Origin of the sequence: Nitrosopumilus sp. (assembly GCF_025699125.1) — an archaeon.
In the GTDB taxonomy this organism is placed as follows: domain Archaea; phylum Thermoproteota; class Nitrososphaeria; order Nitrososphaerales; family Nitrosopumilaceae; genus Nitrosopumilus.
Genome location: NZ_JAILWC010000005.1, coordinates 1 through 19,304 on the forward strand (window position 1 = coordinate 1; position 19,304 = coordinate 19,304).

Below are 19,304 nucleotides of genomic sequence, written 5' to 3' on the forward strand. Positions count from 1 at the left end.
AAGAAAGAAAACAAAAACTAGAAGAAAAACAAGAAGAACAAAAACAAAAAGCTGAAGAAAGAAAACAAAAACTAGAAGAAAAACAAGAAGAACAAAAACAAAAAGCTGAAGAAAGAAAACAAAAACTAGAAGAAAAACAAGAAGAACAAAAACAAAAAGCTGAAGAAAGAAAACAAAAACTCGAAGAAAAGAAAATTAAATTAGATTCTAATAGAAAAAAACTTGAAGAAAAATTATCTGAAAAGATAAACAAATATGAAGAAAAATTGAGGGAAATTAAAGAAAAACATCTCAACCGATTTAATTCTGATTTTTCAGATAATACAGAAAAATTTTCAACTACATTAAATCTGGACAATGAAATAAATAAAAAATCAGAAGAAATCCGTAAAAAACTTGAGGAAAAACAAGAAAAATTAGATTTTAGAACGCAAAGAATTCTTGAGAAAATTAATGATGGTGATTATTTAGGTGATAAGATTGGCTCATCTACCAAAATTGAAACTTATGAGCTTGTTTTTGATTCTGTTACTGCAACAGGAATTCATAACAATACACAATCATCATTTCTTGAAGGTAATATGATCTTCAAGATGTTTGATAAGAGTAAATCAAATCTAAAATTAGAATTACAAGAATGTCACATTTTTGTGGATAACGTTCCTTACAATTGTGGTTTTGGTAAAGCTAGAACCATTACTTCTGGAGATTCTGGCGTTAAAGATTCATTAGTTATTCTTGCATTCTTGGAAGACGCTATTATTGAAGAAGTTCATTCCACCCTCAAAATTTCATTAAGTGCTGATTCCCCTATAGGTGATATTGATAATTCATCACAAGTTTCGATTTTAGGACCTCAAAGTAAAATTTCTGGCATGTGGTTTTTAGATGGAACTGGAACTTTAACTAGAACTGTTTTAACAATTGATGATTCAACGGATGATGAAATTACTGTTGAATTAAATGAATCTATTGGTATTAGCGGGAATTAACAATGCTTAGGAAAAATTTATTTTTTTCACTTGGTTTTATTTTCTCAATTCTATTAATTTCCTGTCCTTCACTCTCTTTTGGTGAAAAGGGCACTGTATCCGTTGAATCATTTGATGTCCATTATGATATTGAAAATGGGATTCTTGAATCAATTTTCTTAGATCCTGATTTTATAGAATTACTCATAACAATGAATACATCATCGGATGGTACTTTTGAAATTACAATTCCCAGAAATCTTTTAGATGCAAAATTTGATGCATCTGATGATGTTTTTTTCATTTTAGTTGATGGATTTGAAACTGATTATGTAGAAATAAACTCTGATTCAGACTCTAGAACACTTGTAATTCCATTTTTTTCTGGTGACTCTGTAATTGATATTATTGGAACAAATGCACTTAATCCGTTTTCAACAGAACCTGAAATCCCATCATGGATTAAGAATAATGCAGGATGGTGGGCTGGTGGACAAATCGATGATACTGCCTTTATTCAAGGAATTCAATATTTGATTACTGAGGGAATAATGACTATTCCTCAAACTGAATCTGTAGCATCATCTGGAAATGAAATCCCATCATGGATTAAGAATAATGCAGGATGGTGGGCTGGTGGACAAATCGATGATACTGCCTTTATTCAAGGAATTCAATATTTGATTACCAATGGTATTTTAGATGTCTAACTAGGGTTCAATCCAATAAATTATGCATGGATTTCAAATCTTTCTTAAACGGTTCCAAAATTTCTGGAATTTCTACCTTGATTGAATCTTTTAATGATAGACTCTGAGACTTTTTCTCATTCCATACTTTTGAATTAAAATCAGTAATTTCTTTAGTAATACTACTTTGCTCTTCAAGGTTTTCTGCTTCAATTTGCTTTTGCTTATGAATACTTTCTTTTGAATACAAAGTTTTCCACAAATATTCTGTGATAAATGGAGTTATTGGTGCTAATAATTTCAAAATGGTTGACAATGTTTTATGTAAAGTAAAAATTGCTCCATCTCTTTCTTCATCAGAGAACCCTATTCCATATGCTCTTGCTTTGACCATTTCAATATAATGTGCTGCAAACAAATTCCATGTAAATTCTCTAATAGCAATTGCTGGAATGAAAAAATTATATTCTTCATATCCTTTCTTACATTCTTTAACTAGATTGTCTAATTCTGATAAAATCCATTTGTCTGACGCAGTAGTTTTTCCGGATTCAATAACTGGGAAACTGGACAAAAATCTTGAGACATTCCACAATTTACTAAGAAATTTTTTAGTGGATTCTATTTTTTGTTCATTACATCTAAAATCATACCCATGATTGATTTCACTTGCACTCCAAAATCTGAAAGTGTCAGCACCCAGTTTTTCAATTACAGGCAAAGGATCAATTGCATTTCCTTTACTCTTACTCATCTTCATTCCCTTTTCATCAAGACCATATCCCATTACCCAAGCTTCGTTCCATGGTTTCTTCCCTGTAAGCTGCTCACACCTAAGTAGCGTATAGTATAACCATGTTCTGACAATATCTTTAGCTTGAGGTCTTATTGATGTAGGATACACCTTGTTGAAAAATCCCTCATCCCTATTGTATTTGCTAATGAATAGTGGTGATACACTAGAATCCATCCATGTATCAAATGTGCGCTCCTCTCCAACAAATTCAGTTGAATCGCATTTGAGGCAATTATTAATTGGGCATTCTTCACTCCATGGTTTATAATATTTCCCAGGCTCAGGAACATGTGGTTCTGAGCATTTTTTGCAGTACCATATTGGAATTTCAGTACCATAATACCGTCTTCTAGATATTGGCCAGTCAATATTGATGGATTCTAGCCAATTCATCAGAATTTGCTTATGCATTGGTGGATAAAATTCAATTTCCTGTCCCAACGCTTTTATTTTTTCAACTGATTCTTTTTGTTTAAGATAATACTCTTCCATTGGGATAATTTCAATTGGTGTTTTGCTTCTCTCTGAAACGGGTGTTCTGTGACTAATCTCTTCTATTTTTTCTAAAAATCCTCTAGATTCTAAGTCTTCTATGATTTTTGTTCTAGCTTGCTTTGGTTTCAGTCCAGTATATTCTCCTGCAACCTCAGTCATTTTTCCATCTAATCCAATTGCCACGATCTCCTCTAACTCTAGTTCTCTAAACAATGCAACATCATTTTGATCACCATAACTACATACCATTACAGCACCAGAACCAAATTCTTGCTGAGCAGAATGATGTGTTCGTAGTTCAACTTCGGCATTCGTAATTGGAACAATTACTTTTTTTCCTATGTGTTTAGTGTATCTTTCATCTTCAGGATTTACAATGATTGTTCTACATGCACAGAGTAATTCTGGTCTTGTACTTGCAATGATTATTTCTTGGTCTGTATCTTTAATTTTAAATTTCATGTAAACTAATTTTGTAGATAAATCCTCGTATGTGATTTCTGCGTCTGCAATCGTTGTTCCAGATACCCAATCATAATTATTCGGTCTGTTTGCAAGATATACTTGTCCTTTTTTCCACAAGTTGATGAATGTTGATTGTGTTAGTGTTCTGTATTCTTCTGAATCTGTTCGGTAATAATTTGCAAAATCTCCACTAATCCCCAAACTTTTCATAATCAGAATCATTTCAGCTTCTAAATCATCTAACGCATCTCTGCACAAATTCAGAAATTCTCCTCTGTCAGTTTCTCTCATTCTGATATTATGTTTCTTCTCGGTGTACAATTCAACTGGTAATCCATTTCTATCAATCCCTATAGGAAAGTAGACATTTTTTCCTGCCATTCTTGCTGTGCGTGCAATCATATCAATTTGTGAATAATGAGCAGCGGCTCCGATATGCCATGGCCTTCCTGAAGGATATGGTGGTGGAGTATCTATGGTATAGTTGTCTTCGGTTGGTAAAAAGTCATAAATTTTTTCATTCTCCCACTGTTTTAGAATTTCCTTCTCTAATTCTGGATTCCATGCTTTTTCTGATATTTTAGGTTCCATTTCTTAATTATCTTGAAATATTTGAAATGATGTGAGACCCTTTATTGTAACCTTCATAGATGTAAACACCTACTGCTTCTACATTAGATGGCATTTTTGGTGCTAATAATTTTATAATCTCACTTGACAGATTCTCTACTGTAGCTTCTCCTTCTAAAAGATAAGTTGTGTTCTTTGGAACTTGTAATTCAAACATTCCTTTAGGACCTTCAAATTGAATGTGGTAATGTGAATCGTCTTCTTTCTTTAGATATTTTCTGTTGATAAAAAATTTATGATCAAATACATTTACAACTTCTTTAATGATTTTTTTAGCCTCTCCAAAATCTAAAAGTAAGTTATCTTTCATCTGCCCTACAAGTTCAACCATTACCGAAGATGTATGTCCATGTAAAATAGAACATTTCTCAACCAATGGAAGAATATGTGCATAATCAAATGAGAAAGACGCATCTTCTAAAAATATTGAACCCGTTTGTGGTGTTTTATCATAAAATACCACATCTTGTAATTCTTTAATCTGTGCAACGTATTTTGCATGACCTATTGCCATTACTTTTTCTTGAGGAAAGTCTTCTTTGATTTGCTTGTATTTTTCAATATCTTCATCAGTATCAATTACTTCGATCAATCCTTTTTCTGTTTTAAAATCTACTGAGACCTCAATTCCATTTTTTAATATGATCTTGTGATTGTATTGGTATTCCTCTTCAAGAAATGTTAACATTTGAGCTACTGTTAATTCCGTTCTCGTTTTGAGCAAATTACCCTTTTTATCGATATATCTAAAATCTGAATCTAAAATTGTCGGACTTGCTGTCATTTGAAGTCATCTGGCTTTGGATATAATATAAATTCTGTAATGATGGTCCTAAAATTCCTCATTAAATCTATGCTAAAGAATTTAGGATTTTGGCAAGATTGATGTCATTTTTTGTTATTCCTCCAGCATCATGAGTAGTTAATTCTATAGTGATTCGATTGTATACATTAAACCATTCTGGATGATGATTCATTTTTTCAATCTCCATAGCTGCTCTAGTCATAAAACCAAATGCTTGGTTAAAATTTTCAAATTTAAATTCCTTATGTAATTTTTCGTTAACAATGCTCCAACCTGGCAAATTCTTTAATTGTTCATCAATTTCTGTTTGTGATAATCGCATTAAATTGTCTTAATATAACGTTAAATTAAAAGATTGATTCAATACCTTCCTATGGAGTTTGCATTGTAATGGCTATGAATGAATTGAATAAAAAATTACTTGAAAATATTAAAAATTCTATTTCCGAGACTGTTCCTAAAAAGAAAATCGGAATTGCATTTTCAGGAGGTGTAGATAGTACATTAATTTCAAAAATCTGCTACAGTATGAATTATGATATTGTTTTATTGACAATTGGATTTTCTGAATCACATGATATTTTATTTGCAAAGCAAGTCAATGAATATCTAAAATACCCTCATCATATTCTAGAGATTGATTCTAAACCTTTTCCTGATGTTTCTTTAAAAATTAAACAAAAAATACAAACCGAAAATTTATCTTGGAATGAAAACTGTATTGCATTTTATTATGTTTCTAAACTGGCAAATAGATTAGAACTTGATACTGTAATTACAGCTAATGGTATAGATGAATTATTTTGTGGCTATAACGCCTATAGAGAAGCATTTTCAGAAGGAGAATCTAAAATTCATGAGGTAATGATTGCAAAATTAAACAATGAATTAGAAATGATGAAGGCCGTAAATCTCATCGCATCTGAATTTGGAGTAAAAATACTTCAACCTTTACTTTCTTCAAAATTTATAGAGTATGCAAAAACTATCCCAATATCTGAAAAAATTCATGATTCTGAAGATTTGTACCGAAAACACATTATAAGAAAATTAGCAAGTGACATTAAAGTTCCAGAACTTTCTTGCACAAAACGAAAGAAGGCATTACAATATGGATCAAAAATTCATAAAGCCTTGCTAAAAACTAGATGAATTTTCTAATTGTATTTTGAACAGATTTTTCTACATTCTTTATAATTGCAGAAGATGCGCCAAGATGTTTTTCTGGTGAAAATATTGAATCAATTTCTTTATCGGTTAATTTTGAAGAAAATGCTTTGTCCTTTTTGATTGCATCGATATACTGCATTCCCTTATCATTTGCCTCAAATGCAACTCTCTGAACATCCTTGTATGCTACAAATCTGGGTATTCCTTTTTTGATTAGTGCTTCTAAGACAAATTCAGCAAAAATTTGTCCTTTGGTGATGTACAAATTATCTACAATTCTTTTTTCGTTAACCATCAAGTTTGAAACAATTCTAGTCATGGTTTCAAGCATTTCATCAACCAAAATGGATACTGTTGGAATTACAAATCTTTCATTAGCTGAATTTGACAAATCACGTTCATGCCATAATGGAATATTCTCAAAAGAAACTGCAACTTGACTTCTTACTAATTTAGATAATGATGACACTCTTTCACTTTTGATTGGATTTCTTTTAACAGGAACCGCACTACTTCCCATTTGACCTTTCTTGAATTGTTCTGCTACTTCAGCAATCTCTGTTCTTTGTAAGTTTCTAATTTCTATTGCAATTTTTTCTAAAGTTGCTCCAATTAGTGCTAATTCAAATACGTATTCTGCATATCTTTCTCTTGGAATGACTTGTGTTGTAACTTCTGCTGGAAATAATTTCAATCTTTTAGCTACTCTTTTTTGTACCTCAAGTGATTTTGCACCCATTAGAGATCCTGTTCCAACAACCCCTAATGTCTTACAAATTAAAATTCTCTTTTTGATTTCTTCTATTCTTTCTACATGTTTTGCCATTTCTGCTGCCCAATTTGCAAATTTTAATCCAAATGATATGATACTTGCATGTTGTCCATGAGTTCTTCCAACAGCTGGAATTTTTTCATACTTTATTGCTTTTTTTGCAAGAATTGATGCCATCTTTGCAACTTTTGGTTCAATGATTTGTAATGCATCTCGCATTTGCATTGAGTTACTCGTATCTACTAAATCATTACTTGTTAATCCATAATGTATCCATGGTCTGGCATTTTTACTACATTTTTCACTTAATGATTCTACAAGAGCTGCAGTGTCATGATCACTTTTTACTTCCAACTGTTTAATTCTTTTAGCCGAAATTTTTCCAGACATTGCAATTTTGAATATTTCTTTACCTACACTTTTTGAGATCATTCCTATCTCACTTTGTGAAATTGCAGCTGCTCCTTCAATCTCTAGTTGGTAATCCACTTTCTTCTGTTCACTAAAAATAATCAACATTTCTTTTGTTCCATAACGACCACTATCAATAGGTAAAATTGCCAATAATCTTACTCTTTTTACACAGAAAATAAATCTACTTGTGAACGATTAATTCACTCTATCTCGTAATTCATGGCAATCGCATAAACAACCTTTCTTACATTTCATTCTCTTACAGTCAGAACACACTTTTTTGTTCCAATATGGTGCAGTATTCATATTAGTATCTCTGGGTTGCCTTGAAATTTCCTTTTTTTATCTGAAAGAGGATTTTGATTAAATAAAGTGTCCAAATACCCATTAAAATAAAATATAAAATACTCACATCTGGCTCTTCTGAAATTACATCTTTTTCAACCTCTTCTGGTTGATCAAATGGCGTTACATACACAATACCAAGAAAAATTGGAATCCCGACTAATACAATTAATGGTATTGCCATGATTTTTTAATTATATGGACTATAATTTGAATAAATTTTTGCTACAGAATGAAAATACATGTCTTTGATATCATCTTCAACACAAACTGCTAATAAATTAACAATATCTGACGCTGTAATTATTCCAACTATATTACCATCATCAATAACAGGTAATTTTCTTATGCCTCTATCATGCATCAAGTCTGCTGCAGTTCTAACTGATTCGTCTGAATTTATTGAAAATAGTGGTGATGACATAATTTGTTTTATTGGAGTGCTGATTTGATATGCATGAGCTGCAACTTTTACCGCAAAATCTCTATCTGTAACAATTCCAATTGGCGTGTTTTCTTCCATGACGATGACTGCTCCAACTTTAGAATCTTCCATCATTTTTGCAGTTTCATTCACTGTTAATGATGCATCCACAGAAATTACTGACTTTGTCATTACATCTGCTATTGTCGTTGTTTTTGCGTCTGTCATTTTACAAGTATATTTTCTCTAATTACATATTTTATAGTCGCTTAGAATATCAAAGATGAAAATCATCATAGGCAATATCAACTAAATTTAAATAAAAAATTCCCTAGATTTTGATTATGGGGATTCAAATTAAGAAAATTCTTGTTCCTTTAGATGGTTCTTCTAATTCTTTTCGGGGTCTTGATTTTGCTATTCATATGGCAAGAGAATGCCAGGCAACAATAACTGGTTTGTATGTTGCGGGAATTGCTAAGCCTCGAACTAATGATCCAATAACTCCTTTAGAGAAAATTTTGTTGGATAATGCACAAAAAATTATGAAAAAAGCCAAGTTAAAGTCAGCACAAAAAGGAATTCTCTTTTTTGATAGAGTGACATATGGTGATGATGGAAAAAGAATTGTTGAAACAGCCGAAAAACACAACTTTGATCTTATTGTAATTGGATCTAGAGGTATGGGTGCTGCAAAAGAGATTTTTCTAGGAAGTACATCGAATTACGTACTTCATAAATCCAAAAAACCTGTACTCATAATAAAATAAGTTATCCCAGAAAAAATCTTTAGATTTTAAACATCTGTTCCTGTTATTGTCCAATCTAGTGCTCTAAGAACACCTTGATAATATTTCATAGCGTCCATAGAACCACATTCTACTAATCTTTTTTCAATTTCTTTTCTATATTCTTCAATTTCTTTTTCAGTTTTCATGAATATTTTATCACAACAATATTCGATTCATTAATCTTTTGATTCTAAATTAATCCTTTTTCTAACCTTGAATGAATTCTAACTTCTTGATCTTTTTCGTACAGCTGCATTTTTCTTTGATGATCTGGCTTCTTGTGTCTTTGCTTTTGATTTTGTAACCTTCCCTTCAGGTTTGATGCTTTTTCCACTTCGTCTGGCAGCACGAGAGGTTTCTGCTCTAATTTTTTGTTCTTTTTTTTGCTGTTCTATTTCTTTTTCAGTTAATTTTTTTCTTGCCACAAAGAATAAAGTATTTTATCATAGATAAATTAGATCATCGATTTCATATTTATTTCCAAAATCTTTTTTCGATTCTTCTGATGATTTAAATTGGATTGAAAAGAATTTTTACCAATACTCATGTCTTCTACTACACCAAGAAAAATTGGGGAAAATCAATATCAAATTGATGTCGATTCAAATTTTGGAATGAAAGTTCCTGTTAGGATTTACGCAGATGAACCGTTATTACAAAAAATGTTATCTGATAGAACTATTATGCAGGCACGAAATGTCGCCTCAATTCCTGGAATTGTGGGACATAGTGTTGTTTTGCCTGATGGACATGAGGGTTATGGTTTTCCAGTAGGCGGTGTAGCAGCAATGGATGCTGAAGAGGGAATGATTAGCCCTGGTGGTGTAGGATATGATATCAATTGTGGAGTTAGGTTACTTCGTTCAAATTTAGATGAACAAACAGTTCGTTCTAAACTAAAAGAACTTGTAAATGATCTTTTCAGCTCTATTCCTTCAGGAGTTGGTTCTAAAGGTGCTGTAAAACTTACTCATTCAGAACTTGATGAGGTTTTGGTTAAAGGTGTGAACTGGGCAATTGATCATGGTTATGGTTCATCAAATGATTCGGATGTTTGTGAAGAAAATGGACAAATTCAAAATGCTGATCCAAACAAAGTTTCTGATAAAGCAAGGAAAAGAGGTGCCCCTCAACTTGGTAGCTTGGGTTCTGGAAATCATTTTCTTGAGGTACAAAAGGTTTCAGAAATACATGATGAAAAAGCAGCAAACAGAATGGGAATTAAAGAAGGAACGATAACTGTTTTGATTCATTGCGGTTCTAGAGGTTTTGGTCATCAAGTTTGCAGTGATTATCTTAGAGTTTCAGAACAAGCCATGCAAAAATATGGTATTGATTTGCCTGATAGAGAACTTGCGTGTGTTCCAAACAACTCTGAAGAAGGTGAATCATATAGAAAAGCAATGTTTGCAGCATTAAATTTTGCATGGAGTAATAGGCAAATGCTCACTCACTGGACTAGGAATTCTTTTGAACGTGTATTTCACCAAACAGAATCTGATCTTGATATGAAGTTAGTTTATGATGTTGCCCATAATATTGCAAAAGTGGAAAACCACCATGTTGATGGAAAGGAAAGAAAACTTGTTGTACATAGAAAAGGTGCAACTAGAGCATTTCCTGCAAACCGTGAAGAAATTCCTTCCAAATATCGTGATTTGGGCCAACCTGTTTTAGTTCCTGGCTCTATGGGAACTTCAAGCTGGATTTTACTTGGTCAACCAAATTCTATGAATTTGAGTTTTGGCTCCACTGCTCATGGTGCTGGTAGGACAATGTCTAGATCTAAAGCTAGACGGAACTATACTGAAAATGATGTTAAAAAGTCTCTTAATGATCAGGGAATATTTATCAAAGCATTAACAAGAGATGGGGTTGTGGAAGAAACTCCTCAAGCATACAAAGATGTTGATGCCGTAGTTAACGTATCCCATAATTTAGGAATAGCCACAAAAGTAGCAAAATTAGTGCCTATTGGTGTGATTAAAGGTTGAGCGAAGAAGATTTTGAACTTGAAAGATTAAAGGCAAAACGACTTGCTGAAATGCAAAAAAATATTTCTTCTCGACAAGCAACTAATGAATCTCCAGACACTAAAAAGAAAAATATTGCGAAACCTAGAGATTCACTTGTAAAAATTCTTAGATTTCGAGGATTAGAAGTTTTGGAAAACGCTGAAACTCAATTTCCAAATGAAACAAAAATTATTGTAGAAAAATTATCTGAATTAATTAAAACAGGTGAAATTAATGAAACACTTGATGGCGGAAAATTATTGATGTTGTTTAGATCAGTTGGACTCAATGTTAGAATGGAAACTAAAATTAACGTTGAACAAGATGGAAAATTTGTATCATTAAGTGACAAACTTAGTAGCAAATCATCTCAAAATAGTGATGAAGAATGAATATTGTTTTAGAAATTGGAACAAAAAACTATGTTGATGATCTATTGTCAATTAAAAAATCACTCTCTCACATGGAAAGTCTTCTGGCATGTTATAATGGATATGCTCTCAGCGAGCCTTCTACAAAATTTGGATGGACTTTTTTTAAACTGGCTTTTAAACCTGAATTACAAACTGGTATTGAAGAAAAGTTTTCTGACATGATAGAAAAATATCAATGGAGCAGTCCTACACAAAAATTTACGAAATTTATGACTGATTATTTTCTTTCTAGAGGATGTAATGTTAAAATAAAATTGTCTGACTAAACTCTTCTTCCTCTTTTTCCACCTTTCTTTCTGGTGGTATCATGAGGAATAGGTGTTACATCATCAATTCTTCCAATCTTAAATCCGCCTCTTGCCAAAGCTCTAATTGCAGCTTGTGCTCCTGGGCCCGGTACTCTGGAACCAACTCCACCCACAGCACGAACTCTTATGTGAAATCCTGTAAATCCTTTGGTCCTTGCAGATTCTACCACTGCATTTGCAGCTTTCATTGCAGCAAATGGTGATGATTCATACCTATCGGCATTAACATGGATTCCACCTGAACTAATAGCAACAGTCTCTGCACCAGTAAGATCAGTCATGTGAATAATTGTGTTATTGTAACTACTGTAAATATGGGCAATTCCCCATTTATCAGGTCCTTCTTTCTTAGCCTCTGGTTGAGCTTTAGTTTCTACTACGTCAGTTTCTACTTCCTCACTTGGCATTTCTGCCTCTTCAACTGAAACTTCTTCAACTTGTGCTTCGATTTCTGACAATGTCTACTCACACCTTAAAGGGTTTAAAAAACATTGATTTTCTAACTTTGCCTACATTTGGTTGCTTTACTAGAAAATGATGATTGTTCATATACTATTTCTATCATGTTTCTTTAATGGCATCAATTCTCGTATTGGCAATTGGTATTGGAATCACCGTTGCGCTGGTAGGTTCTGTAGTATTTCAAATTCTTACACCGATCAATGAAGATGTTTTATCTCCTCTTGAAGAAAAATGTCAACAGATTGCTAATGAAGGATATAAAATTCACTCACTTTATCCTGATTCGAATCCTGAAGATCTTCTTGAGTCTGATATGAAACGATTGATGTATCTTGATGATATATGGATTAAAGAATGTGTTTCTGTTCTTCCTACCGATTCAATATTTGACATTGTAAATAATGTTGAACGTGATTTTTCCTATGGTGAATAACCATCAAAAATGTTTCCAGCCTAAATCTTTTAGAATCACATAATCTTTTTCTGCTTTTACAAATACCCCTTTTCCTGAAGTTACTTGCCCAATTTGTATAATCGGTGTTTTAAGTGATCTGGCATTTTTTATAATAATTTGTTTATATTTTGGAGATACTGTAAATACGAATTCATATTCTTCCCCTCCATGAAAAACTAACGAATTCAAATCTAATTTATGGGATTTTGCATAATTTTCTAAATCATTATCTGCAGGTATATTGTTGATTAGGAATTTCTTTTTACTTTGTTTTGACATTTCATTTAGAGTTGTAGATAATCCATCACTGGAATCCATTGATGATGAAAAATATTTTTTATTTTTTAATCCAAATTTGAGCTTTGGTTTTGGATTAATCATTGATTTTATTGATTTTGCTGCAAATTTTCCACTCTCTTTTCTTTTACCAAGAAGCAAATCTAATCCAACAGATGTATATCCAAACGGTCCAGTTACAAAAATCAGATCTCCTTTTTTAGAACCTTTTCGAGTTACTATATTATTTGAATTTCCAAAAAGAGTTACATTAAACACAATTTCCTTACCTGCATTCGTATCTCCACCCAAAATTTTTATTCCATACTCACTAGATGCTTTTTTGAAACCCTTTACAATATCTAAAATTTTTGAACGAGAAATTTTTTTTGGTAAATTTACTGAAATTATTCCGTACTCAGGTTTTATTCCTTTAGCTGCAAAATCACTTACACATGCAATTATGCTTTTCCTTGCAGCGTCTGCTAATTTCATTTTAGGTGGTATATCTGTACTTTCTACTAATGTGTCTGTCTTAGATATGATTTTGATTTTTCCTAAATTGAATATTTCTACATCTTCAGAAATAAATTCATCGTTTCCTAATCCCTTTTGAAAAATTTTGATTATTGAAGATTCATCTAATTTTGTCATAACTTTGTTTCACTATCTCTAATGTTTTCTTTGTAATTTTTTTACATTTGTCTTCATTATTTGATTCTGCGGAAACTCTTATGATGTCTTCAGTATTTGATTTTCTGATCAAAACCCAACTGTCTTCGTCAATAATTCCTTTAATTCCATCCTGTGTGTTTACTTCAGAATATTCTTTTAAAAATTTATTTTTTATCTCTTCTATTACTTTATCATGAAAATTTGAATCCACATTAGTTTTTTCTCTAATTTGAAAATAATTTTTCATGTAATTTAATATTTCATTAAATTTTGGACTTCCTAACATGGATGCAATTAAACCACTTGTTAAGATTCCTTCCCTGCAATAATTAAACTCCGGTAAAATAAAACCCCCACTACTTCCTTCCCCTCCTGCTTGAGCATTAGTTTTAAGCATCATTTCTATGACATTCGCTTCTCCTACTTTTGATCTTTTAACAGAACCACCTTTTTCTTTGATGAATTTTTCTATTGAAATGCTTGTATCGATACTCAAAACAAAATCTTTGTATCCCAATTCAAGAGATTTTGCTACCCCTAATCCTAATGTTACGTCTGGAGTTTGTTTTTCTCCATTTCTTACTACTACTAAGCGATCTCCGTCTAAATCAAATGCAAACCCGATTTCTTTTTTCATAGATGCCGAAATTAATTCGGATAATTCATCTGATGTAGGATCTGGCCCTCTAGAACATTGTGAAAGTTCTTCATTTAATACCTCCACATTACATCCTGATGCCCTTAGCAAATCTGGCGCAAATCCCTTTGCTGCACCTCCGCCAATATCTATCACTATGTCTGGAGAATTCTCAATGTCTCCTATGATTTTTTTTGCGTCTTCGACATATGTTGATGTAATGTCTTGTTCAATTCCAATTTTTGATTTTGAATTTTCCTGATGTTCGATTATTTTAGGTAGTTCATGTTCATTAATTCCTCTTCCTTCAATAATGAATTTCATTCCATTCCATTCTATTGGATTGTGAGACGAAGAAACTACTAACCCTGCACCATATTTTCTTGCTTCTCTAAAAACTACGGGAGTTGGTACAGTTTCTAAATTATACACATCAATTCCGTTTTTCATCAGTTCTGCGCTGGCAGTATTTTTTATCATAGGGCCTGAAGGTCTGGTGTCTTTCCCAATCACGCATTTTTGTGATTTGATTAAACTTGAAAAATTATTACAAAATTCTAATACATCTTTTAGATTGAGATCTTCTCCAAATATTCCTCTTACTCCAGAAATTGTTTTCTTCAATTAATCCAACTCGGAAAGGCTTTTTATTAACTCTGATGGATTTATCCAAAAGTGCCTTGGTAGCTCAGCCTGGTAGAGCGAACGCCTCGTAAGCGTTAGGTCGTGGGTTCGTACCCCATCCAGGGCTTTGTTTTGTTATTTTTAAAATTAATTCCATTTTTTAGATCTTTATTCATCAAAGGTTTCGATATCTATTTCTAATTCTTTTCCTAAACCTTCCCACCACTGTGTTGTTTGTTCCGTCATGCTCCCCTGATAAAATACATTGAATCGTCCTTTATAGATCTGTCGGTTGAATAATTACTGATCATTTCTTAACAATTTCTAAAAGATCTATTCTTCTTTTTCATCTCGTTTTCTTTTCATTTTTCTATATATGATTATCAAAAGTGTACCTCCAGCACAACCCCAAAATAATTCTGATGTGCCATTTTTTATCCCATATGGTTCGAATACACCTACAAATCCAAGAGACATTATTGCTACAAGAACTAAACCTACCATTTCAAGTATTTTTACCATGATCTTCTATTGTAATCATGTGATATCAAAAAGATATATGGTTTTGTAAATCAAACCATTTGTGGATAAATATCTTCTAATAATCTTAATTTTTATGGTTGTGACAATCCCTGTAGCGTTTATTGAACCATCTTCAGGACACGTTCGAGATCCTCCCCTTATTCCACTGTTTTATGCAGCAATAGCAGGAATAATTATTATTTTAGTTTACAGTTCTTACAAAGAAAAACAAGAACGACAAAAAGCTAATGCTAAACGAAGATCTAGAAAATAGATTTTAAAGTTCTAATCCAAAAGATTCTGCAATACTTGAAAAGTTTGCATATGATTCCAAATACTGTCTTCCCTTTGGTGTAATTACAAAAGTATTCTTTCCATCAAATTCAATTTTGTTAATTAATCCTGCACCTGTTAAATTCTGCAAGAATTTGGATAATCTTGAATGTGATAAATTTGCCTTTGTAAGAAGCGAAGTTGTCTTGATACCCTCTTGTCCTGACTGTTCTGTAGCGGTTAGTAAATCTGCAACTATCTGCATACTAGTTCTGTAGGAAACCATATAGTACATAATTTAAAACTCAGATATAAGGGTATTACCATTAATTCAGATCAGATAAATAAGCTCTAGGTTGATTTGTCTGCATTGTCTTCTCAATCATCCATACCTTGGTTTGATGACTTTGTAGGTGTCGCATATAGATATTATGACCTTAGAATGAATGTTGTTCCTTTATTTACTGACAGAAAAGAATCTGCGTCTATTTGGCACGATACAATCCACTGGTGGGTAGATCCGTCTATCAAAATACGATTTGTAGAAATTGGTGATAACTATTGGTTCATTATGGGATCAGATTCCCAAAAGCCTGATACCAACCTATCTTTTTTCAAAATATTGCCAAAATCTGAAAATTATGAACGATTTAAGAAAGGACATGGTGGTGAAGCATATGTTAGATTAGGAGTGTATGCAAAAAAATCTCTTGATGACGTAAAAAAAGATGCTTTGTGTGATTGTAGTCATGAAGCTCAAGATCATGATGAGAATGATAATGATGTATGTCTTTACAACAATTGTGATTGTAAAAAATTTTCTAGCTTTCAAATAAATTTATTGAAAAGAAAAAAAACTACCACTGATATAAAATTTTTAGAAGAAAACGATGTAAAAGATGATCCTCTTGCATGGAATTGTCTTAATGTAAATAAATATTCAAAAATCTAGTCCAAATGTTTGTTAACTCTAACATGCTCTCCCGGATAATGTTCATTAATTTTCTTGGAATAGCAATTTCCGCAAATCGAACCTTCTATTCCCCATTCATCCATTGGGTTGAATCTAAGTTGAATTTTTTCACTACAAATAGCACATTTTTCTTTTGACACCAAGTGCTTCTGGTATTTTTAATCAATATAAAAAACATTCTCGTAGAAAACAATACTCATAAAAAATCATGTTAAATATCACTGGGTTTTACTAAATTTAGGTAGATAGTCTGACCAATGTAAACCTCCTGCAAGATTTTTACTTGGTTGGGCTTCTGCCTTCAAAATTAAAATAAACTATTTGCTAGTTTTTTTAATGCGGATATTTCATCATCTTCTTGTCTAATTTTTTTATCAATAACGCGTAGCATCGTATCATTCCAGACGTGTTGAGAAAAGAAATTGTGCTTAGTATTGGCTAATTCAATTTCATCATCTACGACAGTGTCCTCAAGAAATTTAGTAACCACTATATCTGTGATTTTTAAAATTCTAGAATTTAGTTTGAAACTGCGAAAAATAGGCTCCAACTTTCTAATATCTCCTTTATAATCTCCTTTTGATTCAAGAATTTTCTTATGGATTATTCTAAAATAAACTGCAACAAAAAATAATGTTGCATATCTTTTTGTTTTGTGTCCTCCTTGTTTTCCGTACTTTAATGATTTTTTTGCAAATTCTTTGACAAGATATGGATACAGCAAAAGTCTGTAATCATCTTTTAAATTGTCATTAAAAATATCATCATATTTGCTTCCTCTCGGAAGAAATTGAGCTGGTGAACTATAAGCTTCTGTAGGTCTTTGTTCAATTCCTGCAACTAAAGATTGAATTGCATCTTTGGCAACAATGACTTTTTTATGATTGTCTGGAAGATAATTATTATAAATTAAATCTCCTTCATATTCGCATTGTTTAGATTTTGATTTGGTATCGAAAGAACCTGCTTGAATTTCATAAAAATATCCGCAGTTTCTTAACTGTGATTTGATTGATTTATGAAAATCCATCAACGAAACGAGATCTTTTCCTCTAACAGAATTTTGAGAATTTCTATATTTTGTAATATTGTTTTGTTCTTGTTCATCATTTGCTTTGATTATTGTAACTGTCATGGAACCTTCCATATTTTTTGTTCTCTTTGCATGATCTAGAATTGAGTTTGATGTTTGAGCACCATTAACAATTTGAGGAGCATGAAGCTCAATCAAATTCTCTCCCAATTCTGTAAAGTCACTAACTACAATAGTGATTCCATTATTGTAAAAAAAGAATTTACTTGGATTACTTTGCAGCGTTTCGCGTAATCCTTTGTTAACTGTAGTCTTGAATTGCATCCATTGTCTAATATTTGATTCAAAAACATAATCCCTACTTTTACTCACAAATTCAGTTAATTCTCTTAATTTTAGAATACCTAATATTGTATTTTCATGTCTGAGCATTCTCTCTAATTTGATTGATGATTTTTTTCCTGCTGCTGGTTTTTTTATTCTGTCCCATAATTTTTGAATTATTTTTTCTTCATCTATGATCTCAACTAATTCATCTTCATATTCTACTTTCTGATCCGTAACATAGCAACATTTTATCTTTAGATTTTTTTCTTTAATTTTTGTTACAAGCTGGGCTAATTCAGGTCTCATTTTTGTCACATCTTTTGCAAATAATCGTTTTGCATCTTCTTTGAATTTTGCAATTGCTTCTAATGAATGAGATGTGCCATATTTTGATTGAAATAATCTGATTGTATTGTCTGAAAAATCTACAGGTAGATAGGCATCTATCCCAAGATCATTTGCTCCATCCACAATTGCATCTGCTGCATCATCTTCTGTGGCTTCAAAAACTCTTGTTAGAACCCATTGAAGAAAATTATTTCCTTTTTCTACATCACTTTTTGAATTTTCTGCATATTCATGAATGCTTCCTCGAATATTTTCAGCAAATCCTTCAAGAGGTAAACTAGAGTTTTTTTGTATTAAAAGGGTATGTGAACCTGGAATGTATTCTAACAATCCATTTCCGTTGTGAGTCAATTGAAATTTCTAATATGTTATATATTTAGAGAATTTGGTAATTATGTAATAACTTTGTTTTGGACGTGATGCTTTGTGATAAAAAAAATAACTATTTTGAGCGTAATTGGAGTTGCATTAATTGTAATTCTTGCATCATCTCTTTCAAGTAATTCTGATGATGAAAATAAAGAAACATCTGATGTGATTTTGAAAGGTGATGTTATTATGCCTACAAAAGTTTCACGTCCAGGATGTGAGGTAAAAGACATTTGCTATATTCCCTCTAAAATTTTCGTTGAAAAAGGTAAACAGGTAACATGGATAAATGAGGATTCAGCATTTCATAGTGTAACTTCTGGTTTTTACGATGAACCTACTGAACTTTTTGATAGTGGATATTTAGATCCCTTTGAATCATTTTCGCTTACTTTTGATAATGAGGGAACATATGATTATTTTTGTACTCTTCATCCTTGGATGAAGGGACAAGTAATAGTAGAATAAGGTACCCGAGGGAGTCGAACCCCCTTGTATAAGCTTTGCAGGCTCACGCATAACCGTTCTGCCAGAGTACCGTTTTAAAAAACACAAAATGAACAATTAAACTCTTTAGATTAGAATTTGTTAAATGGCTTTGAAGCCAACTTCACATCTTCACCTTTTACCGTTTTTCTACCTGCATGAGAAGCCATATCTACGGCACTTTTTGCAATACTGTCTGCAATCTCTTCAATCACCCTTCTCAATTCATCTGCTGATTCATCACTTACTCTTTCAGCTCCAGCTTTTTTCAAAATTCTATACATTGCAGATAATCCAAGTTCTGATGCTCTCATGAATTCC

27 protein-coding genes and 1 tRNA gene are annotated in these 19,304 nt (G+C 32.1%); 12 read left to right on the top strand and 16 right to left on the bottom strand.

All coding sequences use genetic code 11. The features are described 5' to 3' along the window. Positions 1 to 992, top strand: a 992-nt coding sequence (locus tag K5783_RS10760) for a hypothetical protein (RefSeq protein ID WP_297474298.1), incomplete at its 5' end; no start/stop codon positions are given. Positions 993 to 994: 2 nt separating this feature from the next. Continuing rightward, positions 995 to 1,681 carry a hypothetical protein gene (locus K5783_RS10765; RefSeq protein ID WP_297474299.1) on the top strand — a complete coding sequence of 229 codons (687 nt, stop codon included), beginning with the start codon at positions 995 to 997 and terminating at the stop codon, positions 1,679 to 1,681. Between the two features lie 7 nt (positions 1,682 to 1,688). Here K5783_RS10765 and K5783_RS10770 read toward each other — a convergent pair whose 3' ends face one another. The 3 genes from K5783_RS10770 to K5783_RS10780 form a co-directional block, all read right to left on the bottom strand. Continuing rightward, complete coding sequence (locus K5783_RS10770) at positions 1,689 to 4,007, bottom strand: valine--tRNA ligase (RefSeq protein WP_297474301.1); 2,319 nt, start codon at positions 4,005 to 4,007, stop codon at positions 1,689 to 1,691. A 7-nt stretch (positions 4,008 to 4,014) separates the two neighbouring features. Continuing rightward, the gene (locus K5783_RS10775) at positions 4,015 to 4,830 is read right to left on the bottom strand and encodes a 6-carboxytetrahydropterin synthase (RefSeq protein ID WP_109876974.1); all 816 of its coding nucleotides are present in this window, start codon (positions 4,828 to 4,830) and stop codon (positions 4,015 to 4,017) included. Between the two features lie 67 nt (positions 4,831 to 4,897). Further along, positions 4,898 to 5,173, bottom strand: a complete 276-nt coding sequence (locus K5783_RS10780; protein WP_297474302.1) for a 4a-hydroxytetrahydrobiopterin dehydratase — start codon at positions 5,171 to 5,173, stop codon at positions 4,898 to 4,900. Between the two features lie 74 nt (positions 5,174 to 5,247). Between K5783_RS10780 and K5783_RS10785 the strand changes: the two genes are divergently transcribed. Then, positions 5,248 to 6,003, top strand: coding sequence for an asparagine synthase C-terminal domain-containing protein (locus K5783_RS10785; protein WP_366939195.1), 756 nt, complete (start codon positions 5,248 to 5,250; stop codon positions 6,001 to 6,003). On the opposite strand, the gene purB is transcribed toward K5783_RS10785, so the two are convergent. The 3 genes from purB to K5783_RS10800 all read right to left on the bottom strand — a co-directional run bounded on the left by purB (position 5,996) and on the right by K5783_RS10800 (position 8,204). Next, the gene (gene purB, locus K5783_RS10790) at positions 5,996 to 7,357 is read right to left on the bottom strand and encodes an adenylosuccinate lyase (protein WP_297474304.1); all 1,362 of its coding nucleotides are present in this window, start codon (positions 7,355 to 7,357) and stop codon (positions 5,996 to 5,998) included. The genes K5783_RS10785 and purB overlap by 8 nt on opposite strands. A 157-nt stretch (positions 7,358 to 7,514) precedes the next feature. Continuing rightward, complete coding sequence (locus K5783_RS10795) at positions 7,515 to 7,736, bottom strand: hypothetical protein (RefSeq protein ID WP_297474305.1); 222 nt, start codon at positions 7,734 to 7,736, stop codon at positions 7,515 to 7,517. A gap of 6 nt (positions 7,737 to 7,742) precedes the next feature. Next, positions 7,743 to 8,204, bottom strand: coding sequence for a CBS domain-containing protein (locus K5783_RS10800; protein ID WP_297474306.1), 462 nt, complete (start codon positions 8,202 to 8,204; stop codon positions 7,743 to 7,745). 116 nt (positions 8,205 to 8,320) lie between these two features. Between K5783_RS10800 and K5783_RS10805 the strand changes: the two genes are divergently transcribed. Further along, positions 8,321 to 8,746 (top strand): universal stress protein, encoded by a 426-nt coding sequence (locus K5783_RS10805; protein ID WP_297474308.1) that lies wholly within the window; start codon positions 8,321 to 8,323, stop codon positions 8,744 to 8,746. Between the two features lie 26 nt (positions 8,747 to 8,772). Here the strand turns inward: K5783_RS10805 and K5783_RS10810 are convergent, their stop codons facing one another. Both K5783_RS10810 and K5783_RS10815 read right to left on the bottom strand, forming a co-directional pair. Then, complete coding sequence (locus K5783_RS10810; RefSeq protein ID WP_297474309.1) at positions 8,773 to 8,913, bottom strand: hypothetical protein; 141 nt, start codon at positions 8,911 to 8,913, stop codon at positions 8,773 to 8,775. 78 nt (positions 8,914 to 8,991) lie between these two features. Next, positions 8,992 to 9,192: a hypothetical protein gene (locus K5783_RS10815; protein ID WP_297474310.1), complete on the bottom strand. Its 201-nt coding sequence runs from the start codon at positions 9,190 to 9,192 to the stop codon at positions 8,992 to 8,994. A gap of 120 nt (positions 9,193 to 9,312) precedes the next feature. On the opposite strand from K5783_RS10815, the gene K5783_RS10820 reads away from it, so the two are divergent. Genes K5783_RS10820 through K5783_RS10830 form a run of 3 tightly spaced genes read left to right on the top strand, consistent with a single transcriptional unit; the run spans position 9,313 to position 11,482 of the window. After that, positions 9,313 to 10,761: an RtcB family protein gene (locus tag K5783_RS10820; protein WP_297474311.1), complete on the top strand. Its 1,449-nt coding sequence runs from the start codon at positions 9,313 to 9,315 to the stop codon at positions 10,759 to 10,761. Next, the gene (locus K5783_RS10825) at positions 10,758 to 11,174 is read left to right on the top strand and encodes a DNA-binding protein (protein ID WP_297474312.1); all 417 of its coding nucleotides are present in this window, start codon (positions 10,758 to 10,760) and stop codon (positions 11,172 to 11,174) included. The genes K5783_RS10820 and K5783_RS10825 overlap by 4 nt, the downstream gene beginning before the upstream one ends. Then, the gene (locus K5783_RS10830) at positions 11,171 to 11,482 is read left to right on the top strand and encodes a hypothetical protein (RefSeq protein ID WP_297474313.1); all 312 of its coding nucleotides are present in this window, start codon (positions 11,171 to 11,173) and stop codon (positions 11,480 to 11,482) included. Before K5783_RS10825 ends, K5783_RS10830 begins: the two co-directional genes overlap by 4 nt. On the opposite strand, the gene K5783_RS10835 is transcribed toward K5783_RS10830, so the two are convergent. Continuing rightward, entirely contained in the window at positions 11,479 to 11,982 is a 504-nt protein-coding gene (locus K5783_RS10835) for a 30S ribosomal protein S11 (RefSeq protein ID WP_297474314.1), read from the bottom strand. The two genes, K5783_RS10830 and K5783_RS10835, sit on opposite strands and share 4 nt — an antisense overlap. A gap of 116 nt (positions 11,983 to 12,098) precedes the next feature. Here K5783_RS10835 and K5783_RS10840 point away from each other — a divergent pair, with 116 nt between their 5' ends. Then, complete coding sequence (locus tag K5783_RS10840) at positions 12,099 to 12,419, top strand: hypothetical protein (RefSeq protein ID WP_297474315.1); 321 nt, start codon at positions 12,099 to 12,101, stop codon at positions 12,417 to 12,419. 3 nt (positions 12,420 to 12,422) lie between these two features. Here K5783_RS10840 and thiL read toward each other — a convergent pair whose 3' ends face one another. Both thiL and K5783_RS10850 read right to left on the bottom strand, forming a co-directional pair. Beyond that, positions 12,423 to 13,370 carry a thiamine-phosphate kinase gene (gene thiL / locus K5783_RS10845; RefSeq protein ID WP_297474317.1) on the bottom strand — a complete coding sequence of 316 codons (948 nt, stop codon included), beginning with the start codon at positions 13,368 to 13,370 and terminating at the stop codon, positions 12,423 to 12,425. Continuing rightward, a complete protein-coding gene (locus K5783_RS10850; RefSeq protein ID WP_297474318.1) occupies positions 13,354 to 14,652 on the bottom strand; it encodes a phosphomannomutase in 1,299 nt (432 codons plus the stop codon). Before K5783_RS10850 ends, thiL begins: the two co-directional genes overlap by 17 nt. A 53-nt stretch (positions 14,653 to 14,705) precedes the next feature. Between K5783_RS10850 and K5783_RS10855 the strand changes: the two genes are divergently transcribed. Further along, positions 14,706 to 14,779, top strand: a tRNA-Thr gene (locus K5783_RS10855). Between the two features lie 206 nt (positions 14,780 to 14,985). On the opposite strand, the gene K5783_RS10860 is transcribed toward K5783_RS10855, so the two are convergent. Next, positions 14,986 to 15,174 (bottom strand): hypothetical protein, encoded by a 189-nt coding sequence (locus K5783_RS10860; protein WP_297474319.1) that lies wholly within the window; start codon positions 15,172 to 15,174, stop codon positions 14,986 to 14,988. A 61-nt stretch (positions 15,175 to 15,235) separates the two neighbouring features. On the opposite strand from K5783_RS10860, the gene K5783_RS10865 reads away from it, so the two are divergent. Further along, entirely contained in the window at positions 15,236 to 15,448 is a 213-nt protein-coding gene (locus tag K5783_RS10865; protein WP_297474320.1) for a hypothetical protein, read from the top strand. 3 nt (positions 15,449 to 15,451) lie between these two features. On the opposite strand, the gene K5783_RS10870 is transcribed toward K5783_RS10865, so the two are convergent. After that, positions 15,452 to 15,712 (bottom strand): winged helix-turn-helix domain-containing protein, encoded by a 261-nt coding sequence (locus K5783_RS10870; RefSeq protein WP_048115213.1) that lies wholly within the window; start codon positions 15,710 to 15,712, stop codon positions 15,452 to 15,454. Between the two features lie 105 nt (positions 15,713 to 15,817). Here K5783_RS10870 and K5783_RS10875 point away from each other — a divergent pair, with 105 nt between their 5' ends. After that, positions 15,818 to 16,399, top strand: coding sequence for a hypothetical protein (locus tag K5783_RS10875; RefSeq protein ID WP_297474321.1), 582 nt, complete (start codon positions 15,818 to 15,820; stop codon positions 16,397 to 16,399). Here K5783_RS10875 and K5783_RS10880 read toward each other — a convergent pair. Then, positions 16,396 to 16,560, bottom strand: coding sequence for a hypothetical protein (locus tag K5783_RS10880; RefSeq protein ID WP_297474323.1), 165 nt, complete (start codon positions 16,558 to 16,560; stop codon positions 16,396 to 16,398). The genes K5783_RS10875 and K5783_RS10880 overlap by 4 nt on opposite strands. A 167-nt stretch (positions 16,561 to 16,727) precedes the next feature. After that, positions 16,728 to 18,479 carry an AIPR family protein gene (locus K5783_RS10885; protein WP_297474324.1) on the bottom strand — a complete coding sequence of 584 codons (1,752 nt, stop codon included), beginning with the start codon at positions 18,477 to 18,479 and terminating at the stop codon, positions 16,728 to 16,730. 75 nt (positions 18,480 to 18,554) lie between these two features. On the opposite strand from K5783_RS10885, the gene K5783_RS10890 reads away from it, so the two are divergent. Beyond that, positions 18,555 to 18,965, top strand: a complete 411-nt coding sequence (locus K5783_RS10890; RefSeq protein WP_297474325.1) for a plastocyanin/azurin family copper-binding protein — start codon at positions 18,555 to 18,557, stop codon at positions 18,963 to 18,965. A 110-nt stretch (positions 18,966 to 19,075) separates the two neighbouring features. Here the strand turns inward: K5783_RS10890 and K5783_RS10895 are convergent, their stop codons facing one another. Beyond that, positions 19,076 to 19,297, bottom strand: a complete 222-nt coding sequence (locus K5783_RS10895) for a histone (protein ID WP_297474326.1) — start codon at positions 19,295 to 19,297, stop codon at positions 19,076 to 19,078. Positions 19,298 to 19,304 lie beyond the last annotated feature (7 nt).

Excerpts from the sequence above, each read along its gene's own strand:
- K5783_RS10765 (WP_297474299.1), top strand. The coding sequence starts at position 995 with ATGCTTAGGAAAAATTTATTTTTTTCACTTGGTTTTATTTTCTCAATT.
- K5783_RS10770 (WP_297474301.1), bottom strand. The coding sequence starts at position 4,007 with ATGGAACCTAAAATATCAGAAAAAGCATGGAATCCAGAATTAGAGAAG.
- K5783_RS10775 (WP_109876974.1), bottom strand. The coding sequence starts at position 4,830 with ATGACAGCAAGTCCGACAATTTTAGATTCAGATTTTAGATATATCGAT.
- K5783_RS10780 (WP_297474302.1), bottom strand. The coding sequence starts at position 5,173 with ATGCGATTATCACAAACAGAAATTGATGAACAATTAAAGAATTTGCCA.
- K5783_RS10785 (WP_366939195.1), top strand. The coding sequence starts at position 5,248 with ATGAATGAATTGAATAAAAAATTACTTGAAAATATTAAAAATTCTATT.
- K5783_RS10795 (WP_297474305.1), bottom strand. The coding sequence starts at position 7,736 with ATGGCAATACCATTAATTGTATTAGTCGGGATTCCAATTTTTCTTGGT.
- K5783_RS10800 (WP_297474306.1), bottom strand. The coding sequence starts at position 8,204 with ATGACAGACGCAAAAACAACGACAATAGCAGATGTAATGACAAAGTCA.
- K5783_RS10805 (WP_297474308.1), top strand. The coding sequence starts at position 8,321 with ATGGGGATTCAAATTAAGAAAATTCTTGTTCCTTTAGATGGTTCTTCT.
- K5783_RS10810 (WP_297474309.1), bottom strand. The coding sequence starts at position 8,913 with ATGAAAACTGAAAAAGAAATTGAAGAATATAGAAAAGAAATTGAAAAA.
- K5783_RS10820 (WP_297474311.1), top strand. The coding sequence starts at position 9,313 with ATGTCTTCTACTACACCAAGAAAAATTGGGGAAAATCAATATCAAATT.
- K5783_RS10830 (WP_297474313.1), top strand. The coding sequence starts at position 11,171 with ATGAATATTGTTTTAGAAATTGGAACAAAAAACTATGTTGATGATCTA.
- K5783_RS10840 (WP_297474315.1), top strand. The coding sequence starts at position 12,099 with ATGGCATCAATTCTCGTATTGGCAATTGGTATTGGAATCACCGTTGCG.
- thiL (WP_297474317.1), bottom strand. The coding sequence starts at position 13,370 with ATGACAAAATTAGATGAATCTTCAATAATCAAAATTTTTCAAAAGGGA.
- K5783_RS10860 (WP_297474319.1), bottom strand. The coding sequence starts at position 15,174 with ATGGTAAAAATACTTGAAATGGTAGGTTTAGTTCTTGTAGCAATAATG.
- K5783_RS10870 (WP_048115213.1), bottom strand. The coding sequence starts at position 15,712 with ATGCAGATAGTTGCAGATTTACTAACCGCTACAGAACAGTCAGGACAA.
- K5783_RS10895 (WP_297474326.1), bottom strand. The coding sequence starts at position 19,297 with ATGAGAGCATCAGAACTTGGATTATCTGCAATGTATAGAATTTTGAAA.